This window comes from Streptomyces sp. Root1310, assembly GCF_001426425.1.
GTDB lineage: Bacteria > Actinomycetota > Actinomycetes > Streptomycetales > Streptomycetaceae > Streptomyces.
Window position 1 is genome coordinate 16,185 of record NZ_LMEQ01000035.1, and the last position, 12,940, is coordinate 29,124.

Here is a 12,940-nt window from a genome sequence, read left to right on the forward strand (position 1 = left end):
GGGGGTACGGGCCGTGCCACCGCGCGGGATCTCAGGTGGTGACCGCCTGGCGGCGTTCGGCCCCGAAGTCCATCGCGTGCTGCACGACGCCGACCAGGACGTCCCTCACCGATCTCCGGTCGCGGGCGTCGCACAGCACCACGGGTATGCCCTCGTCGAGGTCCAGCGCGCCGCGGACGTCCTCCTCCGGGTAACGGGCGGCGCCCTCGAAGCAGTTGACGGCGATGAGGAAGGGTATGGAGCGCCGTTCGAAGTAGTCGACCGCGGCGAAGCAGTCCTCCAGCCGACGCGTGTCGGCGAGCACGACGGCACCGAGCGCGCCCTCGGAGAGCTCGTCCCACATGAACCAGAACCGCTCCTGACCCGGCGTCCCGAACAGGTAGAGCACCAGGTCCTCGCGCAGGGTGATGCGCCCGAAGTCCATGGCGACGGTGGTGGTGTGCTTGGTCTCCACGCCGGTGATGTCGTCGACCGGGCGGCCCGCTTCGGTGAGGTACTCCTCGGTACGCAGCGGCTTGATCTCGCTGACGGCCCCGACGAGGGTGGTCTTGCCCACGCCGAAGCCGCCGGCCACCAGGATCTTGAGCGTGACGGGTTCGACCGGGGGCTTGCCGCGCTCAGAACGCCCGAAGATCATCGATCTCTTCTCCTGCTGGATGCTTGACTGGGGGTGCTCCGACAGCGGTCCGTGCGTCGCCCGCCGGACGTCGGGCGACGCTCGGCCCTGTCGGTGAGGGCGCGTCCCGGCCCACCGGAAACCGCCGGCCGGTCACGCCCTCACCTCGCTTCCGCGCTGCTCACAGCGCTCGGAGACCGTCGATCACGTCGCGCAGAATACTCTCGTCCGGCAGTTCGGCAGGCGGTACCGGCCGGTTCACGTGGACGAACTCCGCGTCCACGAGATCGCCGACGAGGACCCGTACCACCCCGATGGGCAGATTGAGTTCGGCGGCGAGTTCGGCGACCGACTGCGGTGCTTCGCGGCACAGGTCCACGATGTCCACGTGTTCCGGGGACAGCGACGGGTCCGTGTCCGCTTCCTCGGCGTGCGGCTCGGCGACGACCAGCGCGATCAGGTCGAGACGGTGCTGGACCGCACTGGAGGTACGGCCACGCGTCATGGCGTACGGACGGACGACCGGTCCGGCCTCGTCGTCGAACCAGTGACTGCTTCCCTGACCGTCTGTGCTCATGCCATCCCACTACCCGCCCGAGGGCAGATCGGTGCGTGGGGTGGTGGCCAGATGTACGCCGACCCGCTTGACGAGGAGCGTCATCTCGTACGCCACGAGCCCCACGTCCGAGTCGGCGTCCGAGAGGACGGCGAGGCAGCTGCCGTCGCCCGCGGCCGTGACGAACAGGAAGGCGTCGTCGAGTTCGACGACGGTCTGGCGGACGCTGCCGGCCTCGAAGTGACGGCCGACGCCCTTGGCGAGGCTGTGGAACCCGGAGGCCACGGCGGCCAGATGCTCACCGTCCTCCCTGCTCAGGTCCCTGGACACGCCCGTCGGCAGGCCGTCGCCGGAGAGGACGACGGCCTTGCGGATGCTGGCGACGCGGTCGACGAGTTCGTCGAGGAGCCAGTTCAGCTCGCCGTTGTTGGTGGTGCTGTGGCCGGTCGCCTTCGGTGCGGTCATCGACCGTCCCCCTTTGTGGTTCGTTGTGGTGCTGCGCCGCTGTGGGCGTCGTCGCCCGCGGCGTTCTCTACGCGGCCGCGCTGCCAGCCGCGCTGGAGCGAGGCCATCCGGCTGCGTACCTCGTCGGCGTCCCGGTCCGCGGGGTCGGCTCGGTCCTCGGTGCGCGGGGCCGGACCCTGCCGCAGTTGCGGGGCCAGGTTCGCCTGCCGTACTCGCCGGGGCAGCGCACCCGCGCCGGACCCGCTGCCGTCCGCCCCGCCGGGCGCGGTACCGCCGGACCGGGCGGACGTGGTGTCCGCGCGGTCGGCCGTGCCGCCGGGGATGCCGGGCCGGGCCGGGGCCTGCCGCGTGCGCTGGGGAAGGGCGGGCGGCCGGCTCGGCTCCGGAGCGCCGCGGTCGGGGCGCTCCTGCGGCGCGGGGCGCTCGGTGCTGCCACCGTTGCGGGGGATCTGTGCCGTCGTGCCGCGGCGGCGGGAGGGCAGCGGTGCCGGGCCGTCGTTGTCCACCCGGCGGGGGCCGGGCCTGGCCGGGGACTCCGGGTTGGTCTCGGCACGCCGGGGTCGCTGTTCCGGGACCGGGCGGCCGTGCGAGCTGACCAGCTTGGGCAGGCGGCGGCCGCCCGGATCGTCTTCGAGGGGTCCCTGGGGCTCGCCGGGGCTGTCGGGCAGCCTGTGGTGCTGGTCGACGGTGTCCGCGGCCGGCTCGTCCTCGGCGCGGGTGAGGGAGCGCCGCGGGCGGAACAGGCCGCCCTCGTCGTCCTCGTCCAGGGTGGCCGGGAAGTCACCGAGGGCGTCCAGACCGACGGGGGCCTCCAGTTCGACCGGACCGTCGAGCATCGAGGCCGGCACTCCGGGAAGCTGCACCGAGGCCGGGGAGAGGGTGGTCCTGCGGGGTTGCGCGGAGTCGGTCTCCTTCGGGGGCCGAGGCCGGTCGAGCCGGAAGCCGATGCCGTTCGTGTCGGGGACGTCGTCGGTCAGCAGGGCGTCGGGGATGAAGACGATGGCCGTCGTCCCCCCGTACGGTGACGGCTGCAGGGAGACGCGGACGTTCTGCCGCTGGGCGAGCCGGCTGACCACGAACAGCCCGAGGCGGTCCGTGTCGGACAGCTCGAACTCCGGTGTCTCGGCGAGCCGGAGGTTGGCCTCCAGGAGAGCCTCGGGCGCCATGCCGAGGCCGCGGTCGTGGATCTCCAGGGTGAAGCCGTTGGCGACCCGGTCGCCGAACACCTGGACCGCGGTGTGCGGCGGGGAGAACACCGTCGCGTTCTCGAGGAGTTCGGCCACCAGGTGGGTGAGGTCGGCGACGGCCGGACCGGTGACGGCGAGGCGCGGCAGCCGGCGGACCTCGATGCGTTCGTAGTCCTCGACCTCGGCGACCGCGGCGCGCACGATGTCCATGAGCTGCACGGGCCTGCGCCACTGCCGGGAAGGGGCGGCGCCGGAGAGGATCACCAGGCCCTCGGCGTGCCGGCGCATGCGGGTGGTGAGGTGGTCGAGGCGGAAGAGGTCGGCGAGTTCCTCGGTGTCCTCGGTGCGTCGTTCCATGGTGTCGAGCAGGGTCAGCTGCTTGTGCAGCAGGACCTGGCTGCGGCGGGCCAGGTTGACGAAGACCTCGGAGACCCCGGACCGCAGTTCGGCCTGTTTGACGGCGGCCTCGACGGCGGCGCGCTGGAGGGTGTTGAGGGCCTGGCCGACCTCGCCCATCTCGTTCTTGTCGTACTCCAGCCGCGGTACCTCGGTCTCCACGTCGACCTGTTCGCCCGCGGACAGGCGGCGCATCACGCTGGGCAGCCGCACGCCGGACGCCTCGTGGGCCTCCAGCCGGAGCTTGCGCAGGTCGCGTATGAGGCCACGGCCGATCCGTACGGAGAGGACCAGGGAGACCAGCAGGGCGACGAGTCCGAAGACACCGGCGACGACCGCCTTGACGATGACCTCGATCGCGACCGGGCGGACCCGGTCCTGGTAGCGGTCGTTGGCCTGTTCGTCCAGGGTGCCGAGTTCGAGGAGGACGTTTCCGGCCGCGGTGTCCCAGTTCTTGGCGCTGACGCCCCGGGGCATGGCACCGGGCGTGGCGCCGACGACGGCCTGTTCGACGGTGCGCAGCGGGGCCGTGGTGGCGTTCTTCCAGAAGCTCTCGTAGCGCTCGCGCTCGGCGGTGGGCAGCTGGGCGAGGCTGATTTCGTAGACCACCTCCCGCTGGGCCTCGAGGTCGGAGACGTCGCGGATCTCCTCGCGGCTGAGCCGGCCCACGACCAGGGCGGAGCCGAGCAGGGCGTCCTCCTGGGAGAGGAGTTCACGGGCTCGGGCGACGCTGACGAGGGCTCGGTACTGCTTGTCCATCTCCACGCTGTCGACGACGTCCAGCTTGGCCAGCAGGGTGTAGCAGGGTTCGATCAGCTGGGTGTAGAGGGCGAGGGCCTGTGCTCGGGTGACGGTGCCGTCCTCGACGCCGCGGCGCAGTGAGTCGACGCCGTCGAAGGCGTCGAGCACCGCGGTCAGGCCTTCCCCGTCGTCCTGGTCCAGGACGTCACGCACGTCGGCGTCCTGGGCGTTCCCGCGGATCTCGGCGAGTGCCTTGTCGGTGGCGGTCCGGGTGCGGCGCAGCGCGGACAGCGCCTCGGAGGCCCGGGGGTCGGCGAGGTAGACGAGGGCCTGGCGGCGTTCCTGCTGGACGACGCGGACGGTGTCCTCGATCGGGTAGCCGACCTTCTCGACGAGGGACGACACCGTGAACAGGCGGCTCGCCTCGCGTCCCGTGAGTACCGTGGCGAAGCCCCAGACGGCGGTCAGGGACACCAGCGGCACGAGAAGCAGCGCCACGATCTTCCGGCGGATCGACTTCCCGCGAAAGCGCATGGCCTCCCCCAGCTCGAACCCCCTCCGGCAGGGGGTACGCATGTGCGTCAACAAACGGCGCGAGCCTACTACCGACGCACAGTGAACTCGAAGAGCTGTCCGGAAGCTGAACTTCCGCCCCGAGGGCGAGACATGGCGTGTTGTCCGGTAATTGCGGGAGATTGTCGCCCCGAATCGGCTCCTCCGGACCCGACTGGATCCGGTCGGCCGTGCACACGAGTTGGCCAGAATTTTTCGCAACTCGGGAATCTTCAGGGCACGTCGTTCGTCCTACTCATTGGGAATTGGGGGCGGAATCGGCCACACGAGCCGTTTGCCGCACCTGGGCGGCGTAAAACAGCGCAAGCCGGGCAGCCACTGGGGAGCCGGGTCTTCGACTCGGAGGCGAGCGGTCTGCTGGCGGTGGGGAGTGACACAGTGATGGGCACGGCGGAGCGGCGTGAGGCGCCCGAGGAGAGCGCGACGGCGGTCGGTACGGCGTTGCGGGATCCCGAGGCACCGGATCGCGACATTCCGGCGAACGGGCATGTGGCGGCGGAGCGGAGCGGCAGCAGGGCGGAGCGGCGCGGTTCGGCGGGTCGTGGCGCCCCCGCGGGCGCCGGGGACGCGGCGCGTGAGGTCCGGCGAGCCGAAGGGGGCGACAGCCGCGGCACGTCCACCACGGCACAAGCGCGGGCGGTCTACCGCCCGTTGTGGGTGGAGGAGCCCGCGCGGCGGCGTCGGATGCCCGACCCGGTGCGTACGGCGGCGGTGCGCGCGGTGCTGGTCATCGCCGTGACGCTGATACAGGCGATGGTCGCCTTCCTGTGCACCCTGGCCGGCTCCTGGCTGGCGTTCCCGATGGTGATCAGCAGCGTGGTCAGCACGGTGCTGGCCACCTGGGGCGCGCTGGATGTCTGGGTGACCCGGCAGGTGTGGAACCAGCGCAACGGCGTGGTGTCGACGCCGAGCAGCACCGCGCGTTCCCTGCGGCGTGAGCGCCGCCGGCTGCGTCGGCAGGCCCAGGTCACCGAGCGCGCGCAGGAGCGGATACGCCGGCAGGGCGGCACCGGGCAGCTGTCCCACTCCTGAGGCGGTCCGCGCGGCACCGGCCAGGGGAGCAGACAGGTTTCCCCGGTCGGGCCGCGTCCGTTCACAGCTCGCCCTCGGACCTTCCAGGCATGTGAACGGACCCGGCCGACGATGATCTCGCGGGCTGATCGCCCTGGTGGTGTGCTGGACTCCTACGAGCAGCGGGAGTTCGCCCATGACGACAGCCGAGCATCCACCAGGCCCTCAGCAGGACGACGTCGAGCTCGCCGAGTTCGGCTACCGACCCGAGCTCAAGCGAACCTTGGGCAACTTCCACACCTTCGCCGCGGGCATCAGCTACATCTCGATCCTGACCGGCACTTTCCAGCTCTTCTACTTCGGCTACGGCAGCGGCGGCCCCGCCTACTGGTGGTCCTGGCCGATGGTGTTCGTCGGCCAGTTCGCGGTCGCCCTGTGCTTCGCGGAGCTCGCCGCCCGCTATCCGGTCGCGGGGTCCGTCTACAACTGGTCGAAGAAGATCGGCAATCCGCATCTGGGTTGGCTGGCCGGCTGGATGATGCTGATCGCCTCGATCGTGTCGATCGCGGCCGTGGCGCTGGCCTACCAGTTGACGCTGCCGCAGATCTCCTCCGCCTTCCAGTTCGTGGGTGACGGCACCGGCAAGTACGACGTGGCGACCAACGCGGTCGTCCTGGCCACCGTGCTGATCCTGTTCACCACGTTGGTCAACGCGTTCGGCGTCAAACTGATGGCGACGATCAACACGGCCGGCGTGTTCATCGAGCTGATCGCGACCGTCGTACTGATCGTCCTGTTCGCCGTCCACATCACCCGCGGCCCGCAGGTGGTCATGGAAACCAACGGCACGGGAGCGGGTTACGGGACCGGGTATCTCGGCGCGTTCCTCGTGGCCTCGCTGGCCTCGGCGTATGTCATGTACGGCTTCGACACGGCCGCGTCGCTCGGCGAGGAGTCCATCGACCCGTCCCGCAACGCGCCCCGGGCGATCATCCGGGCGATCGTCGCCTCCTTCGTGCTCGGCGGACTGATCCTGCTGCTCGCGCTGATGAGCGTTTCCAGTCTGCGGGGCGAGGAGCTGTCCACGGACGGGCTTCAGTACGTGGTGCTCGACGTGCTCGGCCCGACGGCGGGCAAGGCGATGCTGTGGTGTGTGCTGATCGCCGTCACGGTGTGCGCCCTGGCCGTGCACACGGCGGCGATCCGGCTGGCGTTCGCGATGGCCCGCGACAACAACCTGCCAGGGTCCGCGCGGCTGGCCAAGTGCCACCCGCGCTTCCAGACCCCGGTGCTGCCGACCGTGATCATCGGTGTGCTGGCGCTGGCGATCCTCGTGGTCAACATCCGCCAGCCGCAGATCTTCACGGTCGTCACCAGTATCGGCATCATCATGATCTACCTCGCCTATCTGGGCGTGACCGCCCCGATGCTGGTGGCGCGGCTGCGCGGCAGGTGGCGGCCGGCGAGCGACGGGAAGTTCTCGCTCGGCCGCTGGGGGCTGCCCGTCAACATCGTCGCGGTGGTGTGGGGCGCGGCGATGACGACCAACCTGATCTGGCCGCGTGCCTCGGTCTACAACGCGGCGGCGCCCTTCCACTGGTACCTCCGGTGGGGCGCCGTCCTGTTCGTCGCCGTGATCGCGGGCGGTGGCTTCGCCTACTACTGGTTCGTGCAGCGGCACCGGACCGGTGTCCTCGCGGACCACCGCCTGACGAAGGGCTGATCAACCGGCGTTCGGCGCGGGCCGTTTGTACATCCGGGTCGCCGTGATCTCGCTGCGCACCTGCGCCGCTTCGCCTTCGCCGGCCGGGGCCTGCTCCGGCAGACCCGGCCGCAGGTGTTCCTCGACGCTGATGTACTTCAGGCCCGCCCGCAGGTCGGCGTCGTTGCGCAGCCGGATGACCAGCGGGAACTCCGCCAGCGCCGTCGTGTCGAACAGACCCGTGGTGTAGAGGAGCTGTACGCCGAGGGCGTCCGAGACGGCTCGCTGGAGCTCCAGCAGATAGGTCGCGTTGGCGCGTCCGATGGGGTTGTCGAGGAACAGCGTGCCGGCGTACCGGTGTTTGTCCCGGCCCCGGTCGTTGCTCCTGAGCGCGGCCATCGTGCAGTACAGGGCGATGGCCGCGGTGAGCAGCTGCCCACCGGAGAAGACGTCGCCCATCTGACCGACGGGGACCCGCTCGGCCCGCAGTACGGCGTCCGGCTTGAGGATCTCGACGGCGACGCCCTTGGGCTGCAGGGCCGCGCCGACCCCGCGCAGCAGCAGTGACATGCCGTCGCGCCGCAGGTCGGAGTTCTTCTTCACGGCGGCCCGGGTCGCCTCGTCGATGACCTCGCCGAGGCGCTCGGTGAGGGTGCTCTGGTCAGGCTCCTCGAAGCGGATGCGCAGGAACTCCTGGCCGGACCACTCGCCGAGCCCCTCGGGCAGCCGGGAGAGCCGCTGGGCCGAACGCAGGGTGGCGAGCGAGGACTCGACGAGCCCGCGCAGCCGGTCCACGATCGAATCCCTGTTGCGCTCCAGCTGCTCCAGCTCGTCGGTCAGGACCCGCAGGCGGGGCGCGAAGGCGTTCGCCCACTTCTGCGCGTGCTCGGGCAGCGCGGAGGCGGGCAGCTCACGGATCTGCTGGCGGGCCGGGGTGCGGACCTGCTCGTAGCGCGTGGAGTTGGCGTGCCGGACGAGGATGTCACTGGCCTCGCGGACGGCGGACTCGGCGGCGGACAGGTCGGCGGCGCAGCCGCGCAGCGAGCGGCGGGCCTCGGCGGCCGACTGACGGGCCTCCTCCAGGGTGCCGGGGTAGGGCTCCGCCTCCTCCGGCTCCTCCTCGGGGGTGTGTTCGCGCAGCAGGTCCCGGAGCATCGCGGCGATCTCGTCGAAGCCGCCGACCGCGTCCTCGGCGGCGCGGTGGTCGGCCAGGAGTTCGGCGTGGGCCTCGCGGGAGCGGCTCAAGGCCTCGGTACGGGAGGCGAGTTCGGTCGTCGCGGTGCGCAGCAGCGCCTGGGCGTGCTCGGCGTCGCGCGGCTGGAGCTCCTCGGGCAGCTCGGTGTGGGTCTCACCGTCCTCCGGGGCAAGCCGCTCGGTCTCGCCGCGCAGCCGCCCCAGCTGCTCGCTCGCGGTGGAGACACGGGTCTCCAGGAGCTGCACCAGTTCCTCCGCGCGCGCGGCTGCGGCCTGCCGGGACGGCCCGTCGGAGCCGTCGGGCGACTGGAGCAACTGCTCGGCGCGCGTGCGGACCTTGTTGCTGAGCCGGTCCAGCTCGGTGCGGGCACCGCTCTCGTCGCTCTCCGCGCGGGCCTGCTCGGCCCGCAGGTCCGCGCCGACGCCGACCTTCTCGTACAGCTGCGACGCGGCCCGGTAGGCCTCGCGGAGGGCGGGCAGGGACACCTTGGACGCGTCCGCCCCGCCTTCCGGTACGTCGTCGGGGGCGCCGGCGATCTCGGCGCGTTCGGCGCGCAGCGCACGCGCGGTGCGGCGGGCGTCGTCGGCGGCGCGCTGGGCGCCGCGCCGGTCCTCGTCGGCGGCGCGGGCGCGCTCCAGGCAGGTCTGGGCGCGGGCCTCCGACTCGGCGGCCTCGTCGGCGAGTTCACGCACCTTGACCTGCCAGCCGGCGCGCTCGCGCAGCCGGAAGGCGAGGCCGGCCAGGGCGTCGGCGGCCCGCCGGGCCTTCTGCGCGGCCTCCTGGCGCTCGTCGCGCACCTGGGCCGCTTCGGCGGCGATCTCGTCGGCCTCCGCGCGCGCGGTCCGTGCCTCGGACAGCTCGGCCTCGGACTCCTCGGCGAAGGCGCGCGCTTCCCCGGCGGACCGGGCCAGTTCGGTGAGCCGTCCGGCGGGACAGCCGGTACGCCAGGAGGCCAGCCGGGCGCCCAGCTCCCGGTCCTTGCCGAGCCGCGCGGCGAGCCGGCGGATGTCGTCGTCCCGCTCGGCCGCCCGCGCGCGCAGCGCCTGCCGTTCCTCGTCGGCGGCGTGCTCGTCGTGCATGGCCGGGTTCGGCGGGACGAGGAAGACGTCGGTGCACTGCGCGTCGGCTGCCGGGGTCGGCGCCAGCAGGGCGGCGGCCGTGCCGACGGCCACGGCCGAACGGGGCAGCAACGCGGCCTCACCGAGCGCTTCACGCGCGCGGGCGTGCGAGGCGGGATCGGTGATGATCACGCCGTCGACCAGTTCGGGCCGCGCGGCGAGCACGCGCGCGTGGTCGGCGGGGTCGACGGCCTGCGCGAGGTAGCGCCAGCCGGGCAGGGCGGGAATGCCGTGCTCGCCGAGGAACTCGACCGTGGCCAGCACGTCCGGGCCGGGCGGCAGCAGTCCGCCGTCACCGAGCGCGCCGAGGATGCGGGAGTCGTCGGCGGCCGCCGTCCGCAGCTCGAACAGCTGCCGTTCGGCGGAGGAGACGGCCTCCTCGAGGAGATCGCGCAGTTCGTCGGCGCAGCGGTCCAGGTCCTCGGGGGCCAGCAGGGAGTCGTCGTCCGGTTCGCCGTTCTGCCGTGGCTGGGGGATCCGCGGGCGGGCACCCCCGCCCGTCAGTCCGAGCAGCTCCGCGAGCCGTTCCTCGCCGGCCAGGGACTCGGCGAGCCGCAGCTCGGCCTCGTGGGAGCGGTGCGCGGCCGTCGCCGCGTCGGCGGCCCGGGCCGCGGTGAGCTCGGCGCGGGACTCCGCGGCGGCGGCCTCGCGCGCGTGCTCGGCGGCCCTGCGGGAGGCGTCACGCGCCGTGTCCCAGGCGGCGACGGCGGTCTTCTCGGCGTCGCTGGCGGCGAGGGCCGCGCGGGCGGGGTCGGCGTCGGGCGCGCTGTCGTCGAGCCAGCCCGCGCGTACGGCCTCGGCGGTCTCCTGCTCGACCTCGGAGAGGCGCTGGCGCAGGTGGCCGACCTCGCTGCGGGCGCGCTGGGCGTCGGTGGCGGCGGACGTCGAGTCCCGGTGCGCGGACTCGCCGACCTCCTGGAGTGCCGCCGAGCGCTCCTCCTCCTCGTTGGCGAGTGCCTCGGCGTTCTCGGCGGCCGCGTGCAGGGCCCGTACGAGATCGACGGCGGCCCTGGCGCGGGCGGCGAGCGCGGGGGCGGCGTCGCGTTCGGCTTCCTGGATGGCGGCGGAGACGCGCGCGACCCGGTCGGCGGCGGCGCGGTGGCGCAGCACGGCCTCGGCGGCCTGCCAGGCGGAGTGCAGGGTGCGGGCGTCGGCCAGTTCACGCTTCTGGGCGGCGGCGGACTTCTCGGCGCCGGCCAGCGCCAGTGAGGCATGCCGGTAGGCGAGTTCGGCGGCGATCAGCGCGCTGCGCTCCCGCGCGCTCTCGGAGTGCGTGACGGCGTAGGCGGCGGCAGTGACCCGCTGGGCGAGATCACCGGCCCGCGCCTTCTCCCGCAGGCCGCGCGAGGACAGCCGCCGGGCCAGCGCGCGGGTGCGGCGCTCGGCGCCGGCGTGGACGTCTCGCGCGCGTGCCCGCGCGTCGGCGGCCTCGACGATCCGCCCGAGCAGGTCCACCGAACCGGCGGTGAAGTCCCGTTCGGCGATCAGCTCGGCGCGTCGGCCCAGCTTGTTGCCGAAGCCGCTGACCAGGTCGGCGAGCCCGTCGGTGTCCCGGGTGTCGGTCACCGCGCGCAGCAGCAGGTCGGTGAAGTCGGAGTCCTTCTTGACCGCGAAGAGGCCGGCGGCCTCACCCTCGTCGGCGTTCATCTCCCGCTGGTAGCGGAAGAGTTCGGGGTCCAGGCCCAGCTCGCCCAGGTGCTCGATCCACCGGTCGTGGATCTCCTCCCAGTGCACCTCGAGGTGCGGATACGCCTTGCCCGCCTCGGTGAGGGCGTCCCGGAACCCCTTCATGGTGCGCCGCCGCCCCCGCGCGCCGGAGGCGCCCTCGACGGGCGGGCGTACGGCGGTGGACTCGGCGACGGGCAGGTTGTCCAGGCTCAGTCCGGGCCCGGGCCGGAACGAGTACCAGGCCTCCGCGAACTTCCGCGGATCGTTGGACACCTGCCGCCCGCGCCACTCGCTCGCCTTGCCGACGACGACACACTCGCCGGTGAGCACGTGCTGCCACTCCAGCGCCACGTGTCCGCAGTCGTCGGCGAGCAGGAACTTCCGGAGCACGCCGGAGCTGGCGCCGCCGAGCGTGTTGCGGTGGCCCGGCAGCATCACCGAGAAGATCAGCTTGAGCAGGACGGACTTGCCGCCGCCGTTCTCCAGGAAGAGCACGCCCGCGGGCGCCGGACGGCGCGGCGGGCCGACCGGCTCCTCCTCGAAGAACTCCGCCTGGGTGGGGGCGGGGTCGGGCACGATGTCGCCCACGCCCCGCAGGTCAAGCACGGTGTCGGCATAGCGCGCACCGGCAGGCCCGATGGAGTAGAGGCGGACCCGGGACAGCTCGTACATGGCGGACTCTCGTAAGTCTTCGGCAGATCGGGGGGAGGCGCTTCAGGTGCTCGGGGGCCGAAGGCCCGTCAGCCCGGAAGCTCGGTGGCTCGGTGGCTCGGTGGCTCGGTGGCTCGGTGGCTCGGTGGCTCGGTGGCTCGGTGGCTTCAGGAGTGGAACGGCAGTCCGGCGTCGGCCACCAGGTCCAGGTCGTCGGTCTCCTCGGGGGGCAGCAGCGTCGGAGAGCCGTCGGTGACCGGGACGACGCCCAGTTCCAGCAGCTCGGCCATGGCGGCACCGCCCGCCATGTCACGCACCTGGAGCTGATAGCGGGCGGTCGTCCGGTAGGTGCCGCCGCTGTCGTCACCGGTCCGCTGGAGGAAGCCCGAGTCGGTGAGGAACGCGACGGCCTTGCCGACGATGCCGGTCGTCGAGCCGGCGAGTCTGCGCGCGTCCTTGGTGGCGCCGGTCGAGCTGCGTCTGGCCCAGATCCGCCAGGCGGCCTCCAGGCCGGGGGCGTCGGTGGCGGGGTCGGTGTTCTCGCCCTGCTCGTCCGCCCGCTCCTCCAGCCGGCGGCAGGCCTGGCGTACGAAGGCGTCCACTCCGTTGACGCTGACCCGGCCGATGTAACCGTCGTCGGCCAGGTCCTCGGGCCGGGGGAATGCCATCGCGGCGACGGACAGGTGCGCGAGCCCGTGCAGGAACCGGTCGCCGCCGTCGGCGGACGTGCGACGCGCGTAGTCCCCCATCCGCACGGCGAACACCGAGTCCTCGGCGGCGGTCACCGCCATCCCCGCGCGCGGGGAGACTTCCAGCACGATCAGCCCGAGTCCGGTGGCCACGGCGTCGGCGAGCCGTGCGAACGCCGGGTCCTCCCGGTAGCGCCGCAGCAGCTCGGCGTACTCCTGGTCCCGCGCGGGCTGCAACTTGGGCGTCAGCCCGAAGGCCACGAGCCGTGCCGCGTCGGCGGCGTCGGCGGGGGTGACGGCGGCGTTCGCCGCCGGGGCGGGGGCCTCCGTGTCGCCCCACTCGGCCTGCTCGCTCACAGCTTCGGCTCCTTG

At 72.8% G+C, this 12,940-nt stretch carries 8 protein-coding genes; 2 read left to right on the plus strand and 6 right to left on the minus strand.

Going from position 1 to position 12,940, the window contains the following annotated elements:
• Positions 1 to 31: 31 nt before the first annotated feature.
• The 4 genes from ASD48_RS39840 to ASD48_RS39855 form a co-directional block, all read right to left on the minus strand.
• A complete protein-coding gene (locus ASD48_RS39840; RefSeq protein ID WP_057606821.1) occupies positions 32 to 637 on the minus strand; it encodes an ATP/GTP-binding protein in 606 nt (201 codons plus the stop codon).
• Positions 638 to 797: 160 nt separating this feature from the next.
• A complete protein-coding gene (locus ASD48_RS39845) occupies positions 798 to 1,193 on the minus strand; it encodes a DUF742 domain-containing protein (RefSeq protein ID WP_057606822.1) in 396 nt (131 codons plus the stop codon).
• 9 nt (positions 1,194 to 1,202) lie between these two features.
• Positions 1,203 to 1,637 (minus strand): roadblock/LC7 domain-containing protein, encoded by a 435-nt coding sequence (locus ASD48_RS39850; protein WP_057606823.1) that lies wholly within the window; start codon positions 1,635 to 1,637, stop codon positions 1,203 to 1,205.
• The gene (locus ASD48_RS39855) at positions 1,634 to 4,495 is read right to left on the minus strand and encodes a nitrate- and nitrite sensing domain-containing protein (RefSeq protein ID WP_057606824.1); all 2,862 of its coding nucleotides are present in this window, start codon (positions 4,493 to 4,495) and stop codon (positions 1,634 to 1,636) included. The genes ASD48_RS39850 and ASD48_RS39855 overlap by 4 nt, the downstream gene beginning before the upstream one ends.
• Before the next feature lie 420 nt (positions 4,496 to 4,915).
• On the opposite strand from ASD48_RS39855, the gene ASD48_RS39860 reads away from it, so the two are divergent.
• Complete coding sequence (locus tag ASD48_RS39860) at positions 4,916 to 5,566, plus strand: hypothetical protein (RefSeq protein WP_057606825.1); 651 nt, start codon at positions 4,916 to 4,918, stop codon at positions 5,564 to 5,566.
• A gap of 175 nt (positions 5,567 to 5,741) precedes the next feature.
• Positions 5,742 to 7,268, plus strand: a complete 1,527-nt coding sequence (locus ASD48_RS39865; protein WP_057606826.1) for an amino acid permease — start codon at positions 5,742 to 5,744, stop codon at positions 7,266 to 7,268.
• Here the strand turns inward: ASD48_RS39865 and ASD48_RS39870 are convergent, their stop codons facing one another.
• Together ASD48_RS39870 and ASD48_RS39875 are read right to left on the minus strand one after the other, a co-directional pair.
• A complete protein-coding gene (locus ASD48_RS39870; RefSeq protein ID WP_057606827.1) occupies positions 7,269 to 11,900 on the minus strand; it encodes a hypothetical protein in 4,632 nt (1,543 codons plus the stop codon).
• 146 nt (positions 11,901 to 12,046) lie between these two features.
• Entirely contained in the window at positions 12,047 to 12,925 is an 879-nt protein-coding gene (locus ASD48_RS39875; RefSeq protein WP_057606828.1) for a hypothetical protein, read from the minus strand.
• Positions 12,926 to 12,940 lie beyond the last annotated feature (15 nt).